This is a genomic window from Maribacter aurantiacus (assembly GCF_005780245.1).
GTDB lineage: Bacteria > Bacteroidota > Bacteroidia > Flavobacteriales > Flavobacteriaceae > Maribacter > Maribacter flavus.
The window spans coordinates 1-24827 of sequence record NZ_VBUK01000010.1; the positions used below are offsets into that span (position 1 = coordinate 1).

General features: G+C 42.1%; 26 protein-coding genes and 1 other RNA gene. 6 read left to right on the top strand and 21 right to left on the bottom strand.

What is annotated here, in order from left to right; all coding sequences use genetic code 11:
• The 7 genes from FEK29_RS14460 to FEK29_RS14490 all read right to left on the bottom strand — a co-directional run.
• Positions 1-1219, bottom strand: a 1219-nt coding sequence (locus tag FEK29_RS14460; protein ID WP_138259149.1) for a hypothetical protein, incomplete at its 3' end; no start/stop codon positions are given.
• Positions 1220-1515: 296 nt separating this feature from the next.
• A complete protein-coding gene (locus FEK29_RS14465) occupies positions 1516-2052 on the bottom strand; it encodes a 1-acyl-sn-glycerol-3-phosphate acyltransferase (protein WP_138259150.1) in 537 nt (178 codons plus the stop codon).
• A gap of 20 nt (positions 2053-2072) precedes the next feature.
• Positions 2073-3200 (bottom strand): iron-containing alcohol dehydrogenase family protein, encoded by a 1128-nt coding sequence (locus tag FEK29_RS14470; protein ID WP_240042762.1) that lies wholly within the window; start codon positions 3198-3200, stop codon positions 2073-2075.
• Positions 3201-3209: 9 nt separating this feature from the next.
• A complete protein-coding gene (locus FEK29_RS14475; RefSeq protein ID WP_138259151.1) occupies positions 3210-3908 on the bottom strand; it encodes an HAD family hydrolase in 699 nt (232 codons plus the stop codon).
• Positions 3899-4612, bottom strand: coding sequence for a 3-deoxy-manno-octulosonate cytidylyltransferase (gene kdsB / locus FEK29_RS14480; RefSeq protein WP_193554891.1), 714 nt, complete (start codon positions 4610-4612; stop codon positions 3899-3901). The genes FEK29_RS14475 and kdsB overlap by 10 nt, the downstream gene beginning before the upstream one ends.
• A 19-nt stretch (positions 4613-4631) precedes the next feature.
• Positions 4632-5201: a DUF4126 domain-containing protein gene (locus FEK29_RS14485; protein ID WP_138259153.1), complete on the bottom strand. Its 570-nt coding sequence runs from the start codon at positions 5199-5201 to the stop codon at positions 4632-4634.
• Positions 5202-5272: 71 nt separating this feature from the next.
• Entirely contained in the window at positions 5273-6706 is a 1434-nt protein-coding gene (locus FEK29_RS14490; protein WP_138259154.1) for an ATP-dependent DNA helicase, read from the bottom strand.
• A 100-nt stretch (positions 6707-6806) separates the two neighbouring features.
• On the opposite strand from FEK29_RS14490, the gene FEK29_RS14495 reads away from it, so the two are divergent.
• From FEK29_RS14495 to FEK29_RS14510, 4 genes are all read left to right on the top strand, one after another.
• Positions 6807-7457 carry a hypothetical protein gene (locus FEK29_RS14495; RefSeq protein ID WP_138259155.1) on the top strand — a complete coding sequence of 217 codons (651 nt, stop codon included), beginning with the start codon at positions 6807-6809 and terminating at the stop codon, positions 7455-7457.
• Positions 7435-8271 (top strand): DUF3822 family protein, encoded by an 837-nt coding sequence (locus FEK29_RS14500; protein ID WP_138259156.1) that lies wholly within the window; start codon positions 7435-7437, stop codon positions 8269-8271. The genes FEK29_RS14495 and FEK29_RS14500 overlap by 23 nt, the downstream gene beginning before the upstream one ends.
• Positions 8271-8807, top strand: coding sequence for an RsmD family RNA methyltransferase (locus FEK29_RS14505; RefSeq protein WP_138259157.1), 537 nt, complete (start codon positions 8271-8273; stop codon positions 8805-8807). Before FEK29_RS14500 ends, FEK29_RS14505 begins: the two co-directional genes overlap by 1 nt.
• A gap of 93 nt (positions 8808-8900) precedes the next feature.
• The gene (locus FEK29_RS14510) at positions 8901-10016 is read left to right on the top strand and encodes a DUF2914 domain-containing protein (protein WP_138259158.1); all 1116 of its coding nucleotides are present in this window, start codon (positions 8901-8903) and stop codon (positions 10014-10016) included.
• Here the strand turns inward: FEK29_RS14510 and rnpB are convergent.
• Positions 10015-10320: RNase P RNA component class A (gene rnpB / locus FEK29_RS14515), an RNA gene on the bottom strand. The two genes, FEK29_RS14510 and rnpB, sit on opposite strands and share 2 nt — an antisense overlap.
• Before the next feature lie 108 nt (positions 10321-10428).
• On the opposite strand from rnpB, the gene FEK29_RS14520 reads away from it, so the two are divergent.
• Entirely contained in the window at positions 10429-12258 is a 1830-nt protein-coding gene (locus FEK29_RS14520; protein ID WP_138259159.1) for a DNA polymerase III subunit gamma/tau, read from the top strand.
• Here the strand turns inward: FEK29_RS14520 and FEK29_RS14525 are convergent.
• Genes FEK29_RS14525 through FEK29_RS14555 form a run of 7 tightly spaced genes read right to left on the bottom strand, consistent with a single transcriptional unit; the run spans position 12247 to position 19020 of the window.
• Complete coding sequence (locus FEK29_RS14525; RefSeq protein WP_138259160.1) at positions 12247-12600, bottom strand: transmembrane 220 family protein; 354 nt, start codon at positions 12598-12600, stop codon at positions 12247-12249. The two genes, FEK29_RS14520 and FEK29_RS14525, sit on opposite strands and share 12 nt — an antisense overlap.
• A 10-nt stretch (positions 12601-12610) precedes the next feature.
• On the bottom strand, positions 12611-13984 hold the full coding sequence (locus FEK29_RS14530) for an alkaline phosphatase family protein (protein ID WP_138259161.1): 1374 nt from the start codon (positions 13982-13984) through the stop codon (positions 12611-12613).
• 1 nt (position 13985) lies between these two features.
• On the bottom strand, positions 13986-15179 hold the full coding sequence (gene eboE / locus FEK29_RS14535) for a metabolite traffic protein EboE (protein ID WP_138259162.1): 1194 nt from the start codon (positions 15177-15179) through the stop codon (positions 13986-13988).
• Positions 15180-15190: 11 nt separating this feature from the next.
• A complete protein-coding gene (locus tag FEK29_RS14540; RefSeq protein ID WP_138259163.1) occupies positions 15191-16351 on the bottom strand; it encodes a 3-dehydroquinate synthase in 1161 nt (386 codons plus the stop codon).
• 4 nt (positions 16352-16355) lie between these two features.
• Positions 16356-17255 (bottom strand): UbiA-like protein EboC, encoded by a 900-nt coding sequence (gene eboC, locus FEK29_RS14545; protein ID WP_138259164.1) that lies wholly within the window; start codon positions 17253-17255, stop codon positions 16356-16358.
• A 1-nt stretch (position 17256) separates the two neighbouring features.
• The gene (locus tag FEK29_RS14550) at positions 17257-18165 is read right to left on the bottom strand and encodes a TatD family hydrolase (protein WP_138259165.1); all 909 of its coding nucleotides are present in this window, start codon (positions 18163-18165) and stop codon (positions 17257-17259) included.
• Positions 18166-18171: 6 nt separating this feature from the next.
• On the bottom strand, positions 18172-19020 hold the full coding sequence (locus FEK29_RS14555) for an EboA domain-containing protein (protein WP_138259166.1): 849 nt from the start codon (positions 19018-19020) through the stop codon (positions 18172-18174).
• Positions 19021-19118: 98 nt separating this feature from the next.
• Between FEK29_RS14555 and miaE the strand changes: the two genes are divergently transcribed.
• A complete protein-coding gene (miaE, locus tag FEK29_RS14560) occupies positions 19119-19700 on the top strand; it encodes a tRNA-(ms[2]io[6]A)-hydroxylase (RefSeq protein WP_138259279.1) in 582 nt (193 codons plus the stop codon).
• Between the two features lie 13 nt (positions 19701-19713).
• Here miaE and ppk1 read toward each other — a convergent pair whose 3' ends face one another.
• From ppk1 to FEK29_RS14590, 6 genes are all read right to left on the bottom strand, one after another.
• Positions 19714-21783, bottom strand: a complete 2070-nt coding sequence (ppk1, locus tag FEK29_RS14565) for a polyphosphate kinase 1 (RefSeq protein ID WP_138259167.1) — start codon at positions 21781-21783, stop codon at positions 19714-19716.
• Complete coding sequence (locus FEK29_RS14570; RefSeq protein ID WP_138259168.1) at positions 21783-22268, bottom strand: SixA phosphatase family protein; 486 nt, start codon at positions 22266-22268, stop codon at positions 21783-21785. Before FEK29_RS14570 ends, ppk1 begins: the two co-directional genes overlap by 1 nt.
• Positions 22269-22278: 10 nt before the next feature.
• The gene (gene pdxH / locus FEK29_RS14575) at positions 22279-22926 is read right to left on the bottom strand and encodes a pyridoxamine 5'-phosphate oxidase (RefSeq protein WP_138259169.1); all 648 of its coding nucleotides are present in this window, start codon (positions 22924-22926) and stop codon (positions 22279-22281) included.
• A 102-nt stretch (positions 22927-23028) separates the two neighbouring features.
• Entirely contained in the window at positions 23029-23529 is a 501-nt protein-coding gene (locus tag FEK29_RS14580) for a hypothetical protein (protein ID WP_138259170.1), read from the bottom strand.
• A gap of 52 nt (positions 23530-23581) precedes the next feature.
• A complete protein-coding gene (locus tag FEK29_RS14585) occupies positions 23582-24490 on the bottom strand; it encodes a ribonuclease Z (RefSeq protein WP_138259171.1) in 909 nt (302 codons plus the stop codon).
• Positions 24487-24819, bottom strand: coding sequence for a ribonuclease Z (locus FEK29_RS14590; protein WP_138259172.1), 333 nt, complete (start codon positions 24817-24819; stop codon positions 24487-24489). The genes FEK29_RS14585 and FEK29_RS14590 overlap by 4 nt, the downstream gene beginning before the upstream one ends.
• Positions 24820-24827 lie beyond the last annotated feature (8 nt).

The following is a 24827-nucleotide window of genomic DNA, read 5'->3' on the forward strand; positions in this document are numbered from 1 at the left end:
TCCCGTTGGTGGAGGTCGTCGGCAGGGCCGATAGGTCATCCCCCTCGCAGATCGGACCGACGGCATCGAAGGTGGGGGATAATTCTTCGTCAATATTTATTACTATTTCAGCAAAAGGTTTACAATCCGGATCAATTAAATCTGGGTCATCGGTATCCAATATAGCATACGAATAATAGGTACCAGGGGTAAGACCACTAATCCCCGTTGAAGAAGTTGCTGTGCCACCACTGGGTGTAACCGCAGTTCCCAATTGGGTACCACCGCCTACATATGGATCGCCTTGCTGTGATGAAAAAATGAAAAACTCAATATCAATGTCAGGAATGTCCGTTTGAACACTTAAGGTCTGACCTTGGTTATCTTCACAAGTAGCAAAATCTGCAGTTTCATTTGTTAAAGTTGGACAAACAAAACAAATGGGAGTAGTAATTGATGTAGTGGTAGTGCAACCATCGGAATCTGTAACTGTAACACTTAAAATTTCTCCTTGAGGAACATTTTGGGGGTCCTCTTCTGAAGATGTAAATCCACTATCAAGACTTGTCCAGGTGTAAGAATAAGGAGCCTCCCCACCAACAATCGTCAAATCAACGTTAGCATCAGAACCTGAGCATTCAGCGGTGGCAACCGCACTTAAAGGAGGAGTAATTTCCAATGAAATACCGGGAGCCCCACATTTTGAAGGAGGGGGCGGATCTGAGGCTGGAATTGGACAATCAGGGTCGGACGGTACCGTCCAAACCAATAGTATATTGTCCAGGGTAAATTGAGATCCACATTCAAAGGTTATTTCACCATAAGAGATTGTTTGGACACCATTTCCTCCATTCCCAACTGGAATATTATCATTAATATTTTTTTTGGGTATTATAGGACCACTACAGCGTGCGAACACAGTAGTCGTGCTATTACCATTCATATCTACCACTGTTAAATCACCCAATATTGCTAAGGCAGGCCTGTCACTATTAGTATTATGTCTTATTGTAATGAAGAGCTCTTCAGTAATGGTTTCACCAGGGGTACATGTTGGGCATGTAGTGGATCCAAGTGATGCACTAAGAACTTCCACATCATTTGCAGTACAATTCAAACCATCAAGCTCTCGTAGGTCCATTTGCTCCTGTGCTTTCAATGTCAAAAAAGAAAGACAAATCAAGGCGATGGAAAAATAGGTTGAAAAAGATTTTGAAAATCGAAGAGTAGAATTCCCCATATGTTTGGTTTTTAGTGTTTAGAACCAAAGCATACAAACGAGAAGTATCAAAATTAAGATGTGGGGCCTTAATCTGTGACTAAAAAACTCTTAATAAAAAATACTGCGGGGGACTATTAAGTGAAGCTAGTCAGAAATTTAACTTTTTGCAAAATTTTGTTAAATATTCCTGAAAAAATCGATGAAATGCACATTATATCCTTAAAATTAACTTATACTTTCTTTCCGAAACACTTTAAGTTTTTTAGGACCTGTTGTTAGAATCGATTGACTGCAAGACTCTTAGCGATGTTTTTTTATGATTTGGCATCCTTCCCCCTCACACCCATAAAAAAGGACTCATATTTTTCCAAATCAGCTGTTTGATTCTCTGTTGGTATTTGAGGTTTGGAAAACTTCACCTCTTTCTTGCCATAATCAAAGGCGACCATGACAATGGGAACCTTTGCCTGCTTGGCAATGTGGTAAAAGCCCGTTTTCCATTTTTCTACCTTTTTACGTGTGCCTTCGGGGGACAGGGCCAATCTGAATTTTTCCCTGCTTTCAAAAATTCGTACAATGGCACTAACGGTGTCGTTACTTTTGCTTCGGTCTATAGGAGCACCGCCAGTCCAACGAAAAAACCAGCCAAACGGGGAATCAAAAAGGCTTTTCTTACCAATGTAGTTGATTTCCTCATTCAATATTTTTCTCACCAATAGCCCCAAGAGAAAATCCCACCAACTGGTGTGGGGCACGACGATTATGACAAACTTATCCAAATGGGAAGGAAATGTACCTGACATTTTCCAACCCAAAAGTTTAAAGTAAATAAAACGCGCGAGTCCCTGCATTTGGGTTGAAGTAGTTTTGCCTATATTTTTCTATAGATGGATCTTAATTTGGCCGGAGTAATTACCGATTTCCAATTTGGCCCAAGGGCATTTTCCCAGAGCGGTTCCATACCCAAAGCTATGGATACCATTGTATCCAAGTCATTTTCGGTCAGACCGGCACAAACACCTTTTGGAAGCTCGATGTGGTGTTTTTTTCGCATCTCGTTGAAAATCACAACCCCTTCCGGATAAAATTCCTCCAAATGTTGAAATACCAAACAATTGCCCAAACCATGTTTGATTCCAAGTTGATATCCCAGGCCATAGCTTAAAGCATGCGCGACCCCTACTTGGGAATAGGCAATGCTCATACCCCCATGCCAAGAGGCCATCATCAATTTATTCCTCGATTCCTCATCCGATAAATCCCCAAGAAAAACTTCTTTACATAGGTCCAAAGCTTTTTCCCCATAACTTTGACTGAAAGCATTCAGATAGGTGCCATTCAGGCTTTCTATGCAATGGATAAAACAATCCATTCCCGTGTAGAACCATTGCTCCTTGGGTACTCCTTTTGTGAGTTCTGGGTCTAATAAAACTTGGTCAAATGTGGTATAGTCCGAATTGATGCCCAACTTTTTTTCAGGTCCCAAAAGCACCGTGGTTCGGGAGACTTCGGCCCCGGTACCGCTGATGGTAGGGATTCCGACATGGTAGACCGATTCCCTATGTACCAAATCCCAACCCTGATAATCGGCCGCACTTCCGGTATTGTTCAGCAGTATGGCTACGGCCTTGGCCAGATCCAAAAGGGTACCACCACCAATGCCCACAATCCCGGACGGCATTTCCTGAAAGGATTCCTTGATTTGCTTCACCAAGGCATCTACCTGCTGGGTCTTGGGTTCTTCATCCGCAGAAATGAAAATAATTTGATCCGAAAAAATCCGGGGTATCCTGGCATGCAGATCGGAATCCTCAAATACATCGTCCACCAAGAAAATAATGGGCGCGTCCGAATTTTTGCGTTTCGGTAACAAAATATCCCCCAATTGGTCAAAACTGCCATTTCCAAAGACCACTCTGGGTACCATCGGAAAGTTTCGAAACTTTTGGGATGCCCTTGTAGGTATATTTTTCATTTCCATTTCCTTGCTTGTCTCCATCCGTTCTATTTAAAGGTAATTCAAAACATCCGTAAGTTTCGATACCGTTATATATCCTTTTTTTTCCCTGGGCTCCGCCACCTCTTCATGCTGCCATGTGGTATGGAAGGGCACGTGTACCGCCTTTGCACCGATACTCACAAGCGGTAGAACATCTGATTTTAATGAATTTCCGATCATCAAAAAATTCTTCACATCGATTTCCAAGTGGTCCAAAAGGTCCTGATAGTTTTTCTCCTTCTTATCGCTCAACACCTCTACATGATGAAAGTATTCCGATAGGTTGGAGCGTTCCAACTTTCTTTCCTGATCTAAGAGGTCGCCTTTAGTCAATACGATCAACCTGTATTTACCTTGTAGTTTTTCCAGCACTTCCACCACACCATCTAATATTTCCACCGGATGCGAAATCATACTTTTGCCCAAATCCAGAATTTTAGAAAGTGTTTCTTGCTTTACCTCATTATTGGACAGTTCCAAGGCCGACTCAATCATGGACAACATGAAGCCTTTTATACCGTATCCGTACAAATCCAAGTTCTTGATTTCCATCTTAAAGAGCTCTTGGTCTATCTTGTTCTTGGTCTCATAGGTTTCCAAAAGGTCCGCAAAGGCTTCCTCCGCCTCGCGGAAATAGGTTTCGTTCACCCAAAGGGTATCGTCCGCATCAAAACCTACGACCTGTATGTCCTTAAAATTTATTTCCATGCCGCCTTTGCCCTTTCCAAATCCTCCGGGGTATCTATCTCGATACCGGTTACGGTAGTCTCTACCATTTTTATTTTTTTTCCGTATTCCAAATAGCGTATAGCCTCTATTTTCTCCGTGGCTTCCAAAGGCAACATGGGCAAACGTTGAAAATCCATCAAGGCCCTTTTTCGAAAGGCGTAGATTCCTTTGTGCTTATAATAGCGTGTGTAATCGCCTTTGGCCCGTGGGTACGGGATGGGTGACCTGGAAAAATAGAGGGCAAAATTTCGATTGTCCACAATCACCTTTACCGTATTGGGGTTTTTGATTTCATCTTCATCCGTTATCCTGACCATTAAGGATGCCAAATCGATTTCCTTTTCAAAATCCTGCTTGAATACCTCAAGGACACCGTGTAGGCTCTCCCGATCCGTAAAAGGCTCGTCACCTTGTACATTTACGATGATATCGACGTCCATATCCGTGACAGCCTCTGCAATCCTGTCACTACCACATTCATGCTCCTTTTTGCTCATGAGCACATTCCCTCCTTCGGCAAGAATCGTTTGATAAATGATATCGCTATCCGTTACCACATACACAGCATCAAAAAGTCCCGTGTTAACCGCCGCTTGATACGTCCTTACTATAACGGGCTTGCCCGATAGATCCTGCATCAGTTTTGCCGGAAACCTTGAGGCCGCATAGCGTGCCGGAATCATTGCAATTATCTTCACCTTATTATGTTTTTGCCTTGGGCCTTAGACTTCTATAAATTCTAAAAATTACTATTAAAATGATGATGACCAGTACCGCGGCCAAAATGGGGGCGAATATGGATGCGATACTCACCACCGTAGCGGTTCCCGTTTCCACGGTCGCCAAAATGGGATTGGCCAGACCTCCCGTTGTCGTAGAGGATGCCAACCTGCCCGTGGCGCCCGCCCCCCTGATGGCAGTAGCCGTTCCCCCGCCGGCAATAATGGCCAACGACCACGTTACCACGGGGTCTAAATCGGCCACCGTGGAGACCATTACGGCCGTACCCGCGATCGCAGCCAAGGGCACTGCAAAACTATCCAATAAATTGTCCACCCAAGGAATAAAATAGGCGAATATCTCCACCACGGTAGCTACTCCCAGGGTAATCAAGGCGGCCAAACTTCCGATCCATTGCCAGTTATCGTTCAACTCCCAAACATTAAAATAAGCGGCCAAACTCAAAGCGAACAATGGCAAAAATACCCGGAAACCAACGGAAGCGGCGAGCCCAATACCGAGAAAAATACTGATGATGGTTTCTGATGTCATATTGTTTCTTTCTTAAACTGGACTTTGAAAATCTTCGGTCTATTATATTCCAATACTAAAGTAACGGTTTCCTATTCAAGAAAAAAATCGCTTTTAAAGCCGATAAGGTATAGCTTTTCCTTGGCCCTGGTTACGGCGGTATACAGCCACCTTAGGTATTCTTTGTCCGGACCGTTTGGCAGATAGGGCTGCTCCACAAATACGGTGTTCCATTGCCCTCCTTGGGACTTATGGCAGGTAATCGCATATGAGAATTTTACCTGAAGTCCATTGAAATATTTGTTATTCTTTACGCCGAGAAACTTCTTGTACTTGGATTTCTCATGGGCATAATCCTTCATCACTTCTTGATATAGCCTATTGCCATCCTCATAGGAAAGGGACGGGGATTCCGCCTTTATGGTATCCAACAGTAAAACTGTCTCAAAAGGTTTCATATTGGGGTAATCGACCATTTGAACCTTGACTTCCGCAAATTTGAATCCATAAAGATCCTTGAAGGCAAAAATTTCCAATACCTCTATGATATCACCATTGGCGATGAAGCCCGCCTCAGAATTGGGCTTTAGCCAGAAATAGTTGTTTTTTACGACCATCATAAAATCACCCGCTGCCAACTCGTGCTCCAAGAACAGGATTCGCTCCCTAATATTGAGATTATACAGGTTCGCCCTTTTATTGGAACGTACGATAATCGCCGTTTCCTCTTTTCCGTTTTTTGAATAGGATTCGTCAATGGCTTCCTGAATGTCATGCCCGTCTATCAATCGGATAATATCGGAATACGGCCCCACATCAAACCGGAAGCTGTCAAAATAACTTCCATTTAGCTGCTCCCTTAGCATAGTGGCGTTTACCAAGATTCCGGAATCTTCGGCTTGCCTCACAACTTCGTCCAATTCCAAGCGGACTATCTCCTTATTATAATTTAGGGCAAGTTTGTCCTCGTCCAAGGCCGGACTCAATTCCAAATGGACGGGCGGTAACTGTGCGGTATCCCCGATCAAAAGTAATTTGCAGTTATGACCGGAATAAACGAACATGAGGAGATCATCCAATAGGGAACCATTTTCAAACAATTTGGAATCTGCCGGGGTATCTGGAATCATAGAGGCCTCATCCACTATAAATATGGTGTCCCTATGTTTATTGGGTGCCATCACAAATTGAACCCCGCCCCCACTTTGCTTTTTAGGGAAGTATATCTTTCGATGGATGGTGAATGCCTGTGTTTTGGAATAGTTGGACATGACCTTGGCCGCCCTGCCCGTGGGTGCCATCAAAACCGATTTCATCCCGGTCTTCCATAGGCTATTGACCAAGGTACCAACCAAAGTAGTCTTTCCTGTACCTGCAAAACCCTTTAAAACAAAAACCTCGTCCTTCTTTTTGGAAAGGATAAAGTTGGACAGTTTTTCAAGGGCTATTCGTTGTTTTAGGGTCGGCTCATGTGGAAACTTGGTTTCCAACTCTTTAAAAAAAATAGCAGGTGTCTGTAACTTCATGGAGCCCCAAATATAAAAGGATTTTTAGGGCAAAAACTTTTGCGATTAAAAAAAAATTGTAGATTTGTGACAACCACTAAATTAAATTAACACTTAAGAAATGAAGACCATAATACAGATTGTACTTTGGATTGCATGTATCGGTTTAGGCTATTTGATTTACAAATCGGTAACAGGGCCAATCGAGTTTAACGAGGTTAAAGTTGAACGTTTTGGCAAAGTTATAGCGAAACTAAAAGATATTAAAAATTCTCAGGAAGCCTATAAAAGTGCCAATGGTAAGTATGCCAACGATTTCCCTAGCTTAATAAAATTCATAGACACTGGTAGTTATGTGATAACACAGCAAAGGGATTCTTCTTTCATGCGATACGATAAAACGTATCAAATTGACCTTCAGCAGGATACTGTTATTGTGGATACTTTAGACTTTGTATCTGTTAAGGATTCACTCTTCAAAAGCGACACAAGGTATAAGGATTTAGCAACCGTACCTACTGCTCCAAATGGCGAAACATTCACAATGAAAGCTGATATTATCGAAAAGAGTGGGTATAGGGCACCTGTATATGAAGTGAAAGTTGCCAAAAGTGTTGTTTTATATGACCAACCAAAGGATTTATTGGCAAAGGAGAATTCTTTAATGAGTGTGGAAGAAGTAAGTGGATCCGAAATAAAGGTGGGTTCCTTGACAGAAGTTAGTACCAGTGGAAACTGGCCTCCTATCTATGACAAAAAAGGCGATCAATAAGGTTATTGACATAGCAGATAAAAACTTTAAGAAATTGTCCATTCAAGTGAGCTTGAATGGACTTTCTTTTTGTATTGCGGATACTGTTTCGCACAGGGTACTATTATCCGATAGTATTTTATTTTCCGAAGAACAGCACCCCGAAGCATTACTTAAGGAGCTAAAAACACTTTTGGGAAAGCATACATTGACGGGCAATCAATTCGATGAGGTAGTCGTTGTTCATTCCAATACGCTGTTTTCATTGGTACCGAAGCCCCTTTTTAATGAAGAATCCCTTTCAGAATACCTGAAGTTCAATACCAAATTATTGGCTACGGATGCGCTTGCCTTTGACATGTTGGAGGGTTTTGATATTGTCAATATTTATGTTCCCTTTACGAATGTAAACAACTATATCTACGAGCTTTTTGGCGAGTTTATATTTCTGCACAATGGTTCCGTACTGATCCAATCCTTATTGGATAACTATGGCAATCAAGGAGAGAGTGTCTGTTATGTCCATGTGGGTCAAAGACAAATGGATATTACCGTTTTAAAACAAAAAAGTCTAAGCTTTTATAATAGTTTCCCTTACCAGACCAAGGAGGATTTTGCCTACTATCTCCTTTTTGTGCTGGAGCAATTGGATTTGGACACGGAAACCACGGCGGTCAGATTTTTCGGTACTATTGAAGAGGACGATGCAGTATTTCAATTGTGCTACTCCTATATAAATGATTTGACCATATTTGCGCCCTCCTCGCCCAATCATTTGAATTTGGGAATACCGGAAACTTCGTCCATAGACTTTACCGTGATTAGCACCCTATAATGCGAATAATCTCAGGGAAACATAAAGGCAGACAGTTATTGGCACCAAAAAACCTACCGGTCAGACCTACCAAGGACATGGCCAAGGAAGGGCTATTTAACATCCTAAACAACCGATACTATTTTCCAGACCTTAAAGTGCTGGACCTATTTGCGGGAACGGGCAACATTAGTTTTGAATTTGCCTCACGGGGCGTAGACGATATTCTGGCCGTGGACATGCACTCCGGTTGTATCAATTACATCTCAAAAATAGCCAACGAACTTAAAATGGATATCAAAACCGTTAAGAGTGATGTCTTTTCCTTCCTTAGTCGCAATACGGAGAAATTCGATGTCATTTTTGCCGACCCATTTTACGATATGGAACTTGGTGAATTCCAAAAACTTCCCTCTTTAATCTTTGAAAACGAACTCTTGTTGGAAGATGGCGTACTTGTTATCGAGCATTCAAAACAGACCAATTTGGAATCAATTCCCCATTTTGATAATTCAAGGAAATATGGCAACAGTGTATTTAGTTTCTTCAAAACCTAGAATTGAAGAAACACATGAAGCAAGCCAAAATACATATTTTCTGAGCCTAAAAGGAATTACGAATCGGCCTATATTTAAGTTTTCAAAATACCCATGAAAAGGTTCCTGGTACGGTATCGTAATAGTAAATTTCGGAGATTTATCCGTAAGCATGGAAAGTATGCCCCTTTACTGTTTTTTATAGGAGGGTTCCTATTTGATGTGCTTACCCTTGGACGCATAGACCGTACCTACGATTTGGTAATGCTATGCCTTCACATGACCAACCTTAGTATTACTTTATATCTCTATAATTTAGCCGATGATGGCACTTGGAATAATACCTTTTTGGAACGTTTTGAGGAATACTTCCCATTGGCCATCCAGTTTTTCTTTGGGGCATTATCAAGTGCCTATGTGATTTATTTTTCAAGGAGCGTATCCCTTTCAAAGACCGTTTCATTCTTTTTGATCCTCATGGTCCTATTGGTTGCCAATGAATTTCTAAAACAAAGGATATCCAACAAATACTTACAGTTCAGCGTCTACTTTTTTCTGAGCTTTACTTTCTTCGCCTTCATGATTCCGGTAGTTACAACAAAAATGAGTCCCCAAGTATTCTTTATTTCTGGATTCATAAGTCTTGGCTGTACCCTAGCCTTGATAATTTTGATCTATGTTATGAGCCCCAGCACACGAAGGGAAATACATATAGGCAAGTTGCTTTCACTCATTATATCCATATACGCCTTCATAAACCTGTTTTATTATTTTAGATTAATTCCACCTGTCCCCCTTGCACTCGATGAAGGTATTGTAGCCCATTATGTTGAAAAAAAAGGGGATACTTATACCGTTGCCTACGAGAAAAACGACACATTCATTTTTTGGCGGGACCATAGGACAAAATTTAGCTTTAAGCCGAACGAAAACGTGTATATTTTTTCTTCCGTTTTCGCCCCGACGGATTTGGAAAAATCCATCCTACACCGATGGAAATGGTTCAATGAAGAATCTTTGGAGTGGGAACTGGTAGAGGATATCGGGTATGAGATAAAAGGCGGTAGGGACGATGGTTTCAGGGGCTATACTTATAAAAACAATATTTGGCCGGGCCAATGGAAGGTAGAGGTCATCACTACGGAGGAATTGGTATTGGGCGTCATCGATTTTGAAATATCCATCGATGAGAATCTTGAACCTATAAATCTGGTGGAACGCAAATTCTAAAAAAAGCAGGCCATAAGCCGGATTCTGTTTTCGTTGAACGAAACCTTATCATTTATCTAGACCATGGGTTACCCCATGGTTCCAACCGCCTACCCTTCGGCTCGAGCGTGCAGCCCTCAAAAACCGATTTACATGACGTTTCACCGTATAGAGTTTACCTGATTTCACTACAGCCTAACTGTACTTGCTTTCTGTTGCACTGGTCCTCGCCTTACGGCGGACGGGCGTTACCCGCTATACCGCACTATGGTGTCCGGACTTTCCTCCCCCGATATAAATCGGGAGCGATAAGGTGGCCTGCTCAGCGCAAATGTACTCCAATTGTTGATAACTAAAGATGATCTACGATGTAAATCCACCATCAAATAAACCGCTATTTCTATATTTGTAAGCATACAAACTTGTCTATATTTTGGAACCGTTCATAGTTTCTGCCCGCAAGTACAGACCCCAGACCTTTAAGGATGTTGTGGGGCAGCAGGCTATTACAAATACGCTCCAGAATGCCATAGACAACAATCACTTGGCACAGGCCCTTTTATTCTGTGGTCCAAGGGGCGTAGGAAAAACGACGTGCGCCCGTATTTTGGCCAAACAGATAAATTCTGATGGCAGCGAACGCGAAGATGAGGATTTTGCATTCAATATTTTTGAACTGGATGCAGCTTCCAACAACTCCGTGGATGATATTAGAAACCTAATCGATCAAGTGCGTATCCCGCCCCAGGTTGGAAAGTATAAAGTTTATATCATCGACGAGGTCCATATGCTTTCCCAATCGGCTTTCAATGCCTTTTTGAAGACCTTGGAAGAACCGCCAAAGCATGCCATTTTTATACTTGCCACCACGGAGAAGCATAAAATAATACCTACCATACTTTCCAGATGTCAAATATTTGATTTTAAAAGAATTACGGTAAACGATGCCGCAGAGTATTTAAAATACATTGCGGAAAACCAAGGAATAGAAGCTGAGGAAGACGCCCTACATATCATTGCACAAAAGGCGGACGGTGCCATGCGGGATGCCCTCTCCATTTTTGACAGGGTCGTTAGTTTTTCCGGTAAGGAACTCACCAGGAAAGCGGTGACGGAAAACCTGAACGTGCTGGACTACGACACTTATTTTGAAGCGACGGACCTCATCCTGGACCATGATATTCCCCGCGTATTGATTCTATTCAATAAGACACTTTCCCTGGGCTTTGACGGTCACCATTTCATAGCCGGTCTTGCCTCCCACTTTAGGGATTTAATGGTGTGTCAACATAAGGATACCATTTCACTTTTGGAAGTTGGAGAGAACGCCCAAGAAAAATACCGGGAACAATCCAAGAAGGCCTCCCCAGGTTTTCTCTTACAGGGACTTGATATTGCCAATGACTGCGACCTAAAATATAAGTCGAGCAAAAATCAGCGACTTCTAGTAGAACTAACTTTAATGAAATTGGCCTCCATCGACTTTGATGGAGAAAAAAAAAATCCTGAATCCCTAGCCCTTCAAAACAGGACAATCGATTTCATCGCACCGGCCGAGTTTTACAAAAATTTCCAAAGAAATCCGGAAGAAAGAAAACCGATAGCCGTTTCTGTCTCCACCAATATCGCAGGCAAAAAGGAAGAATCCCCATTCTTACCTTTAGAAAATGTATCGGATGAAAAAGAAAATCGGCCCACCTTATATGATACCATTAAAGAAGAAATAAAAGAGGTTGAAACCGATGTAACGCAAGCTGTTCAAGAACCGGTATCGCAAAAAATCCAAATTAATCCCTCTAAAAAAAGAGTTTCTGGATTATCGCTATCCAGTTTAAAGGCCAAGAAGGAGCACGAACTCAACAAAATTGAAGTGGTCATCGATGAGGAGGATTTACCCAAGGATGATTTTACCGAGGCCGATCTACAAAGACATTGGTCCGATTTTACGGAACAAATAGACAAAAAAGGGCAAAAGATTCTGGCATCCAATCTAAATACGGACGTTCCCAAACTTGGAAAGGACTTTACCATACATATTGAGCTTCCCAACGGTACGATGAAGAAGGAAATAGAGCGTGAAAGTTTTGAGCTCATGGGCTACCTGAGAACCAAACTTAACAATCACTTCATCCAATTGATTATAAAGGTAAATGAATCCAGTGCCAAGAAATTCGCCTTTACACCTGAGGAAAAATACGAGAAACTACGGGAGAAAAATCCAGCAATCGACCTATTGAGAAAAGAGTTTGACCTAGATCTTTAACATCCTTCGTAACCTCACGGTATAGAAGAACATCACCAGGGCAATTATCAACAATCCAAAGGCTTCACGGCCCAATTCAACGGTTTCAATGGGACCGTCCTCCAATCCAAAACCTTGGAAATCGGTCGGGTATAGATACATAAAGCCTATAAAACAAGCTGTTCCCAATACCAATGGAACCACGGCTCTCAATCGGTTGAGGGAAAAAAGTACGGATATGATAGCCGCCACCGCATAAATCAAAATCCAAAGGAAAGAATCAGGGTCATTAAATTGAACAATGGCACCTACCGCAAAAAGTATCGCAAATACATATCCTATCGTCTTAAAAAATAAATTCATTACAAATAAATCAGCTTACTACATGGTTTTTAATTAGGTCATAGACCTCTACGGCCGCTACTTCATGGGTATCAATTTTAGTTGCCCGATTGGTTATAAATATGGGGTAATCCTCCTTATCCTCAGGGAGTCTGCCATGGGAGCCTTTGATCAGGGAGGCGTCCAAGGGAATGATATCCAAAACGGTTCTAAATCCCAATTTCTTTTTCAAAAGTTTCCAAGCCACTTTTACCATAACAAGTTTATCCTTGGGGTCCGTCATCATTTCTACAGGGTCGTACCCGGGTTTTTTATGGATATCCACCATTCTGGCATAATCCGGAGCTACGGCATCATCCAACCAAAAATAATAAGTAAACCAGGAGTCGGCATCCGCAACGGCAACCAAATCACCACATCGTTCGTGGTTTAAATGCTCGACAGCAATTTCTTCTTTTGACAGTACCCTTTCAACACCGGGAACTTTGGCGATCAAGTTTTTGATAGTTTCCAATTTGTTTTTATCCTTTACATAAATATGGGCGACTTGATGGTCCGCCACGGCAAAGGCTTCACTGGCGCCGGCATCCAATAGTTCCAAGCCCCTCTCTATTCTCACATTTACAAAGCCTTCACGTCTCAAAACTCGGTTTAGGTGAATGGGGTTTTTTACATTGGTAATTCCGTATTCAGACAATAATATAATGTGGGCACCCAGTTTTTCGTAATGATGTACCAATTGTTCGACCACTCCATCGATTTCATTTAAATCCTTTGAAATTTTGCCGAAATCCAAACCATGACGCTGCAAGTTATAATCCAAATGCGGAAGATAGATCAGGGTCAAGGTGGGATCGTATTTTTCATCGGTTTTTATGGCGCCGTTCGCAATCCATTGGGAGGAGTTAATGGTCGTGCGAGGTCCCCAAAACTCGAACAGCGGAAATGTACCAAATTCCTTTTGAAGTTCATCTCGCAATTCAGCCGGATAGGAATAAATATCGGGGATTTTACGTCCGTCCGCCAAATAATTGGGCCTTGGTGTGATGCTATAATCCACATTGGAATACATATTGTACCACCAAAAATGATTGGCACACGTAAAGGAAGTATCCTTTTGCTTTAACGCATCCCAAATTTTGGGTTGTTGCACCAACCTATTGGATTGTCGCCAAAATTTTACTTCCAACTCGTCCTTAAAATACCAACCGTTTCCCACGATACCGTGTTCCGATGGCCATTTTCCTGTTACATACGTTGACTGAACGGAACAGGTTACGGCTGGCAACATGGGTTTTATAAACGTATGTCCACCATTTTCCAAAAACGTTTTTATGAAGGGTGTATGCTCACCTATAAGGCGTTTGGTCAGTCCAACAACATTGATGACAACTGTCTTTTGCATGTTATATGTGCGCTTTTAACCATTCTATTTCACGGACGATGGAATGCGAAAGATTTTCCTTTAACCCTTCCGGCAGTACATCCCACGTATAGGTTTCTATTTCCAAATGTTCCGTCAATGAATCCATTTTTAAATAATCCAAGGTATCCAAAATCTGATCTTGGGTAGAGTCCAACGCCCCAAATCGCTCCAAAAATATAGGCACATGATAGTGGGCCCGTAGTTCGTCTACCTCCTTTTTCGCTGCCAATACGATAGGCAGATCGTTATAGGTTTTTACCCGCTTCCCTATTTTTTCAGTTACCTGATGCAAATAGACCGGTTCGTTGAATTTTTCCAAAACCGACCATACCTCCTCCCGATTCTTACCTTTGAATAGAATCTTCAGTGCGGCACTAACCTGAATTTTACCAACTTGGATACCTGCTTCCTTAAATTTGGCAAAGGTTTCACAAGGATGCTCATACGCCAGGGAAAAATGGCAAATGTCATAACAAATGGTAATATATCGTTTTACCAATTCTTCCAATTGGTAAGCGTTTTTATCCAACGTCCTGGATAATTCCTGTTGCGCGATGGGAACTAGATAGTCCGAATAAAATGAAAGGACCTCCTCCGTATTTTCCAAAAATCCATCAGGTTCCGGTTCAATGTCCAAATGGAGATAGGTACCTGTCCTTTGTTCCAGTTCAAAGAGTTGCTTTGCGATTTGGGTCATGTTCTCGGCACCTATTTTAAAAGCGGTATCCTTTTCCATTTCCGAAGCAAACCAATGCTTATAACTAATTGGCGATGTGGATATTCCGCCATTGATTCCTTTTGGAAGCAATACTGCCAATTGTTCAAACAATCGTTGGGTATATATCAAACGTTCCTTGGTGGTCCAATCCGGCGTGTGGACATCGTCCTTCACCCTTTCATTGTGAAAATTTCCATAGGGAAACCCGTTCATGGTGAAAATATAAACATCCTCCTCCTGCAACCAATTCATGAATTCAGTCATATGGTTTCCCAAAGCTAGTTCCTCGCTCGCCTTGTTTGAAAGTCGTAAACCAAGACCAAAGGGGCTATCCGGTGAAACCGACTTCTTAATACCTGGAACATGTTCCTTTATACTAGAGAAGGTGCTTTTCCAATCCTGACCGGGATGTATGTTCGTACAATAAGAAAGGTGGTATTTGTTTTTTATAAACATAAGGGGATTCGCTATTTAAGGGCCATCTGATGATTAAGCTGCTCAATGGACCGTTTCATTATCGACCTGTCAATTTCATGGACATCATGTTTCTTTCCCAATCCTGAAATTAATGTGATGGTCAATCTACCGCCCAAATGTTCCCTAAACTCCTCGATACCTGCCAAAAGCTGGTCCACTTCCTTTTCAGAATGCAGTGGCAAGGATAAATCGAAACCTATTTCCTTCATAACATCAAGAATAATCCTCAATTCTTCCTCGGAAATCAACCCGATTAACTGTGCATAAGTAACGTCCAATGCAATTCCCTTAGCTACGGCCTCGCCATGTCTTAACTCGTAATTGGTCATAAACTCCAATTTATGGGCCGCCCAATGACCAAAATCCAGCGGCCTGGAGGAACCGGACTCAAAGGGGTCACCTCCCTGTGAAATGTGTTGCATGTGCATTTCTGCACATTTATAAATTACATATAGCATAGGTTCCAAATGCCTTTCCTTAAGGTCAATGGCATGCTTTGCAATAAATCCGAAGAATTCCTCGTCCTTGATTAAGGCAACTTTTATGGCCTCGGCGATTCCGGCTATCCAATCCCGCTGCTCCAAGGTTGCCAAGAAATCACTATCGTTGATAATGGCATAAGGCGGAGCGAATGTCCCCAGAAAATTTTTCTTCTTAAATATGTTTACACTGTTCTTTACGCCTACGGCGGAATCGTTCTGAGAGAGCACCGTAGTTGGAATCCGAATCAATTTTACCCCCCTATGGGCAATGGCCGCAGCATAGCCCACCATATCGATTACCGCACCGCCTCCGATCACCACCACAAAGGAGTGCCTGCAGATAGCATTTTCATTAATCCCTTTCAGCACAAGGTCAATATATTCTGCATGATTTTTGGACTGTTCGCCTCCGTCGATCACCAAAGTATCGGTACAGATCAGGTTCCCGGAATACAAACTGCAATAGGCGGAAATATTGTTCAAGAGATTTGAATGGCTGTCCGCCACTCCTTTGTCGACTACAAAAAACAACTTTACAGGCTCGTAGTCCTTGTACCCTTTTATAATATTGACGAACAGCGGGTTATCAACATGAAACAAATCCTTTGTAAAGTGGAGTTGGTACTCATATTGAACTGAAAACGACTGCTTGATAGGTTTTAATTCCATAGCACTAGGTAACGGCAAAAATTCTTGAAAGTAACAAAGATAAAGGCAAAAGTAATAAAACCAGCAGTCCCACATACCAGTGGCTAAAACCGGCTACCCAACAGGCATCCATAACAATGAGGGACAAAACCCCGGCCATGACCGCCTTTTTAATATTCCTTGGGGAGTTTTCCCTGTAGGCTCTTAATAAAGGCCTAATCACCAAAAACCCAAATAGGACAATAAAAGGTAGGGAAATAAGTATTGTATCGGTATTCAAAGTAATGGTAATCGCAATAAAAGCCAGTACCAAAATATATAAAAAACCGGCGATCGCAATATGGTTATTGTTATCGCCATGGACCTCGCCCCTACTGATCAGCGTGATGGCGAAAATATAGATCATGGGTACCACGGAAACCCACCATACCTCCAACTGTCCCAAGATGGACATCCCCAACAATAGGTTCAATCCCCTGCAAATTCCCATGACCAAGGGCCCAAAAAAGGAATGCTTTTTGGCCAAGGCATCGTAGACAAGAATTGAAAATATCAAAATACCTGCAATACTGCCACTTACCTGATGCACCGAAAATGCCAAGTAAAGCCCGATGAAAAATAAAAACACCCCCCATAGGGCAGCCTGGTTTTTAGGTATGAGTCCGCTGGGAATAGGCCTTTCCGGACGCTCAACGGCATCCAATTTGGCATCGAAGACATCGTTGAAAACCACACCTCCGGCGTACAAAAACACCGATGCAAAAACCAGGGAAAGAAAAGCAGTCCCGTTCGCCGAAAAAAAATCAGGAATTGCTATACCGGAAGAAAAAAGTGCCAAACTTATACCGGCAAAGATATCCGCTGCCGCCGTAGGTAAATTGGCAGGCCTTGCCAGTCTGGCAAAACCCATGATTTTTTTCATCATTCTAAGAGATTTGTTCGGAATCTATCCGAGGTGTCTGCCCTCTTAAAACGCTATTATCATTAAAAAGTTGTGATTGGTCGATGCCTTTTGGCTTTAACCAGTGTTCCTCCTTCATGCGTCCATTTTTGCTAAACGCATCCAAGGCGTTTTGGTAACAGGTCTTCACTACATCTTCACGTGAAATCCCCCTTTTAAGCATTAAGGAAGCAGTTTTTGGCACGGCCAACGGATCACTTACACCCCAATCCGCGGAGCTGTCAACTATGATATTATCGCTACCAAACTTTCGAACCACCTCAACCATACGCTCGTTGCCCATTTTTGTCTTGGGATAAATGGTAAATGCGGCGATAAATCCCCTATCCAAAACCTCCTTTACAGTTTCTTCATTATTATGGTCAATAATTACATTGGCGGGGTCCAACCCGTGTTCCAGACATACTTCCATACTCTTGATGGTGCCCGCTTTTTTGTCCCGATGCGGTGTATGCACCTGTACGGTCATATCCAATTCCTTTGCCAGTTCCAATTGCATCCTAAAATATTTGTCCTCTGCGGGAGTTTGATCATCATACCCTATCTCTCCAATGGCGACCACATTCTCCTTATGCAAATACAACGGCAGAAGTTCCACCACTTGTTCTGCCAAGGCCTCATTATTGGCTTCTTTTGAATTTAGGCCAATGGTACAATAGTGCTTGATCCCAAACTGGCTGGCCCTGAAGGGTTCCCAGCCTACAAGGCTGCTGAAATAGTCCTGAAAGGACCCGACCTGAGTTCTGGGTTGGCCCAACCAAAAAGAAGGTTCTATTATAGCTACCACGCCCGCTTGCTGCATGGCCTCATAGTCATCGGTCGTTCTGGATGACATGTGAACGTGTGGGTCGATTATCATTAAATTATTCTGCATATTCTATTAATTCTTTAAGTTTTTCCAAGTTAGTTTTCCTGCTGCTATCTGCTGTTTCAAGTCGGGTTTACGATTCAAAATTTCAATCGCTTCGGTAGTGCCGGAATGATAACAGCACAAAGCCCCGGCCTTGTTCTCCACGGGATCATCGCTCTCCATCAAATGTTCCATATCCTGAAGCAACACCGGATTTAAAAATCCCGAAACCGGCCTCCAGAACATGGGGTCTATTTTTCGTGAGGCAGCCCATCGTTCATGGGCGTAATCCGAAATGATCCTTGCCAAATCCACGTTGGCACGTTCCGCTACCGATGGTATTTTCGAGAGATCTCGCTCCATAAACGCAGCTTTTAGATACATCTGGTTCCACTGCTGGTCGTTGAAGTATTTGGCGGGATATGGATTGTTCAACGTAATGGCATCAAAAATGACGGATATGTTCGTTCTCAAGGCTTCTACGGCCGTAAATAGGAACATTTTCGGGTTTGGCAATAGGTCCAGAAACTTTAAGAAGGTCTCCAGTTCCGTTATATCGGCCACCTGGATGATATTGGCCACTTTGGGCCCATAAAATTCGGTGTCGATTTCCAAAACCTTGATAAGCAGGTAAATTCTGGCTACCTCCAACAAGTTTGCATCTCGGGAGGTTAAAAATTCGAGTGTTCCTTCATCGGCATTTGCTACCTTGAATGTAGTGCTCTTGTCAAATTTTGAAGCCAAGAGGCTGTACGTCATGAACAGGTCCCGTACGGATTTATCCGATTCCAGTTTTTGGGTTTTTTCCGTCAGCCATTGCATTGAACCTGAATCCGCTTGGACTCCTAGCGCTTCCTTTATCCGTTCGCTTACCTGCATTGTACGTGTATTCTAATTTCTCTCCTCCCAAAAATAATTATTAAAACCCACAAAGCCTTATTTTTACATCGTAAACAAGGTAAATAAGCGTTAAAATGATGTTAGGTTTAAAATTACCCACCGATCCAAGATGGGTAAATATTGTGGAAAAGAATATCGATGAAATCTTGACGGACCATGCCTATTGCGAACAAAAGGCCGCCAGTACGGCCATCTCCCTGATTGTCTCATTTCCAGAATACACGGAATTGGTTGAGGAAATGGTGGCATTGTCCCGTGAGGAAATGGGGCATTTTAAAATGGTGCACGACCTGATTTTGGAACGAGGTCAAAAATTGGGCAGGGACCGAAAGGACGAATATGTGTTGGAACTGCTTAAATTTTTTCCCAAGGGCGGAAGCAGAACCACCCAATTGGTACACCGACTCTTATATGCGGCGTTAATTGAAGCCCGAAGCTGCGAGCGCTTTCGACTTTTATCCGAAGAACTTCCAGATAAAAAATTGGCCGATTTCTATCATAAACTCATGATCAGCGAAGCGGGGCATTATACGATGTTCCTAAAATTCGCCCGCAAATATGGGGACCGAAAAGAGGTGGATGCAAAATGGCAGGCACTGTTGGAATACGAAGCGGATATCATGAAAAACCTCAGCAAAACAGAAAAGGTACATGGGTAAAGTTAGGAGGCATTTACTTCTCCTTTAACTTCTTTGCGTAGTAATCGTACGTTTCAAACTGCGAACGGTGTTTGGGCGTTTTGGCCTTTCTGTAAGCGTTGTCCTGTTTCTCGGAAAAAACCCTCGCTTTTAGGTTATCGCGCCAGCAAATTTCAAAAGTATCCATCAGTTCCTGCTTGATATCCTCATCATAAATGGGGCAACCAACCTCCACCCTATAATCGAGGTTTCGGGTCATCCAATCCGCAGAGGAGATATAGACTTTTGGATTTCCGGCATTGGCGAACACGAACAGCCTGGTATGCTCCAAGAATTTATCGACAATACTAATGGCCTCAATGTTCTCGCTCATTCCCTTTACGCCGGGAACCAAACAACAGATTCCACGAACGATCAATTGGATCTTTACCCCTGCCCTACTTGCTTCGTACAGTTTATCCACCATCTCGTAAGACGTGAAACTGTTCATCTTTATTTTGATGTAGGCCTCTTTTCCCACGATAGCATTGGCGATTTCCTGTTCAATAAGCCTATGAAATACCTTTTTTGTATAATGTGGCGAAACGATCAAATGCTTGTACTTATTTATCTTGTAGGTCGTTTCAAAGAAATCAAAGACCTTGTTCAACTCCTTAAGAATTGGTGCATGGGAGGTAAACAAGGTATAATCGGTATAAATACGCGCGGTGGACTCGTTGAAGTTTCCGGTACTGATAAATCCATATCTCTTTAGACCTTCGTCCTCTTCGCGTTCTATCAGGCAGATCTTGCTATGGACTTTTAGTCCAGGAACCCCAAATATCAATTTTACACCTTCTGCCTGCAACTGCTCTGCGTACTCAATATTAGCCTGTTCATCAAACCTAGCCTGCAACTCAATTTGCACCGTTACCTGTTTTCCATTTTTAACGGCATTGATTAGCGACGCGGCCACTTGGGAGTTATTCGCCAATCGGTATACCGTGATTTTAATGGTGCGCACTTTTGGGTCCAAGGCAGCTTCCCGCAGAAACTTGAGGATATAGGTAAAGGTATGGTATGGTGTGTATTGTAGGTAATCCTTATGGGTTAGACTTTCCAAAATACTCCCCTCGATGCTGAGTCCCTTTACGGGGAGTGCCTTTATTTTATCGTACAGTAAATCGTTCCTGTCCAAACTTGGAAAACCCATATAATCCCTTTTGTTGTGGTACCTACCACCGGGAATCACACTATCCGTATCCTCAATTTGCATTTTCTCCTTTAGAAAGGCCAAGGTGTCCTTCGCGATACTTTTATCATAAACAAAACGTACAGGGTCGCTTATTTTTCTATGCTCCACACTGGAAGAAATCTTCTCTATAAAACTTTTGCTCAAGTCATTGTCCATATCCAGTTCCGCATCCCTTGTAATCTTGATCATGTGGGCGGAAATGGATTCATATTCGAACATGGTAAAAATATTGCCCAGGCAATACCTGATCAAATCGTCCAGGATTATGATGTAATTTTTATCGCCTTCCTTTGGCAGTACCACAAATCTGTCCACTCCTTTTGGAATCTCAATTAGCGCAAAGCGCTTTTCCTTTTTCCCGTTGTCCCCCTTTATTATCATTTTTACGGCCAAATAAGCGGCGGTATCCTTTAAAGTAGGGAAGCGTGTAAGGTCGTTGAGGATGATAGTCATGAGCTGCGGACTCACATTCTGGAGAAAATACTCCTTTACAAATTCCTTCTGGGTTTTGTTCAAGGCGGTTTCCCGAATGATAAAAATGTTCTCCCGCTCCAGTTCTTCCTCAATATGCTTTAGGATTACCAAACTTTTACTTTGCTGACGGATAACAATCTCCGTAATCTCTTCGAGTAAATCCTTTGCCTTTTCACCTCCCAAAACACTTTTACCGGTCTTGCCCGCTTCCACGATTCTTTTCACCGTGGCATATCGTACCTTGAAGAATTCATCCAAATTATTTGAAAAAATTCCCAAGAAACGCAAACGCTCAATGAGCGGTACATTTTTATCCGCACTTTCCTGCAGTACGCGTTCATTGAACCATAACCAACTTATTTCTCTATTAACGTACTGATTGTTGAATTTCACCATTATTTTAAGTGCTTTGGAAAAATCGTTTCTACTGTTTTGCCTTGGGAAATGCTTGCCCAAGAATCTTGATTGAACCGTATGTGGACAAAACCACTTGTTGGAACGTTTTCAATATAGGAATCTCCAAGGGAATTTACCAAATGGGTAAAGGCATGATTATGTCCAAAAATCATGACCGTGTCCAAAGAATTGTCTATTTTTTTTACAAAATCAAGTACTTGATTCCCTGAAAAATCATAAAGATCCGTTGTAATTTGAAACTTGGTCATGGGAAATTTCAGGTTCCGCAAACATATCATGGCCGTATGCAAGGCTCTATTTGCGGGACTTGAAAATACGAAGTCCGGATTCAGATTCGCTTTTGAAAGGTTATTTCCCACCCTATGTGCATCCGTAATGCCCCTTTGTGACAAAGGCCTGTCCTGGTCGCCAACATCAAGGTCCCATGAAGATTTGCCATGGCGCATGAAAAGTAGATTCTTCATTCTTTATTGCTTAAGGTGCCAAGCGTTCCATTTTCCAATCCCAATCCTCTTGCAAGGTAAACCGGATCCTATCGTGTAACCGATTAGGTCTTCCCTGCCAAAATTCAATGGATATGGGCCTCACCAAATAACCGCCCCAATGATCTGGTCGTGGCACTTCCTTATTTTTGTAGGTAGCCTCAAGTGCTTTAAGTTCCTTTTCCAGGACATCCCTGGAGGCGATAACACTGCTTTGGTTGGATACCAAGGCTCCCAATTGGCTTCCTTTAGGTCGGGATTCAAAGTATCCATCGGATAGGTTCTCGGCAACCTTTTCCGCTTTTCCCTTTATGATAACCTGACGCTCCATATTGGGCCAAAAAAAAGATATACAAATGTTGGGATTCGTCGCGATGGCCTTACCCTTTTCACTGGTATAATTTGTGTAGAAAATAAAGCCCTCATGGTTGAACCGCTTCAACAAAACCACCCTGCTTTTGGGAAAGCCATCCAATCCAATGGTAGAAACGGTCATCGCGTTGGGTTCATCGACACCATCTGACTGCTCCACTTCATGGAACCATGTTTTAAAAAGCTGCATGGGATTATTGGATATACTATCCTCCATCAAGGCACTTTTCTCATACGATTTGCGATAATTCCCTAGGTCTTTCTGCATGCTAAAAACTAAAAAAATCAAGATACTCAAAGATCACTAAAAATAACAAGACCCCAAAAGCTTTAATCACCTTTGGGGTCTTATTAAACAATTAATTTTAACCTATTCCAACCTTTTAAAACTCATTTGGGACTGTACTGGTGCATCTGCAGGATATGAAATATAATACAAGGTCAATGTTTCGTTCTTTATGGTAAACCGATTCCCATAAGCCTCTCCATTCAATAAGATGGTCTCGGCCTTCGGTTTAAATCCTTTTTCCCAAGAAGTATTTTCAAAAACCCTTATAAAAACACTATCATTGTTAACTTCAAAAGTTCCTTTATTTTCAGATTGCCCCATTAGTTCATTTGGGTTCTCATCCTTAAAACCATAGTAATTCACTTTATAGGTGTAGGTTCCATCCAACTCAAAGGTGTGCAAAGTCTCTACATCGAAATACCGATATTCCTCTCGTATACTGCCACTAGGTATTTCATCGAAACGGTTCCAAGTACCGATGATGGCACTACCTCGTAACTCAGCGTTTATTCCATCTTCTTTTTCACAAGAAATTGATAGAATAAGCACAAAAAATAAACCAGGTAAAAATGAATTTTTCATGATTGGCTTTACTTAAGGATATTCGAGCTGCCTAAAGGTTGCGTAGAAAGATTTAACCTATGTGGAAAGATTTACCATCATCTGCTAATTCAACTGGTTCGAATACCACAGATGCTTCCTTTCTAAATAACTCCAAGGAACTATATCGTGTTGAATAATGGCCCAATATCAATTTTCCTACGGAAGCTTGTTTTGCTATTTCGGCGGCCTCTTTGGCCGTTGCGTGTTTTGTCTTTTTGGCCAAATGAACTTCGGATTCCAAAAAAGTGGCCTCGTGGTACAAACAGTCCACCTCCTTTATCAGGGGAACAATACTAGGATGATAAGCCGTGTCGCTGCAAAAAGCATAGGAAGTCGGTTTAGGTGGATCGAAAGTCAATTCCCTGTTGGGAATGATTTCGCCTATTTCGGTAACAATATCCTTTCCTTTTTTGATAGTATTGAAATATGCCTTGTCTATTTCATAATATCGAACGGCCTCTATGTTCAAGGTGCGTTCCCTCTCCTTTTCCCTGAATAAAAATCCATTGGTATAGACCCTATGATCTAAGGGTATCGTTTGTACGATTACTTTTGCATCCTCAAAAATAACCTGGCTATCCACGGAGGTCAATTCATGAAAACACAAGGGATAATTTGTCCAGGAATCTCCCAATTTTAACAACATGGTAATAGCTTCCTTTATCCCTTTAGGGCCATAAATATGGAGTTCCTTTTCCCTTCCCAATAACCTAAAGGTGGAAACCAGGCCCGGTAGTCCAAAAAAATGATCGCCATGTAGATGCGAAATAAAAATGTGGCTGATGCGGGAAAATTTGATTCCGTGTTTCCTAAGCTGGACTTGGGTACCTTCCCCACAGTCGATCAAAAACATATGGTTTTTGACTTCCAGTACCTGGGAGGTTGGGTTGGTCAAAGTTCTGGGCGTGGCGGCATAACACCCTAGGATGGTCAACTTCAAAGCTCCAAATCTCTTTCAATTTCCTCCATTTCAATGATGTCCTTCGCTTCTTGTAATGTAGGGGCCACGATAATTTCATCGGGGACGTCGTCATACGAAACCTTATCCGTAACGATTACAAAGGATTTGCCCGACTTACGATGTCTATTGGAAATATCCAAAAACTCCATGACATCCCCAGAGGTCAATGTATCAAACGAAAAAAGATTGATTATTAGGTTGTCATTTTTGACTTCCGAATATTTTTCATCCAAGTTTTTCAAAAAGATGGATAGTGATTTTTTTTCCTGATATATTAGGGTCGTAGTTCCGTCCTTATCAAAAATCATACTTGCAA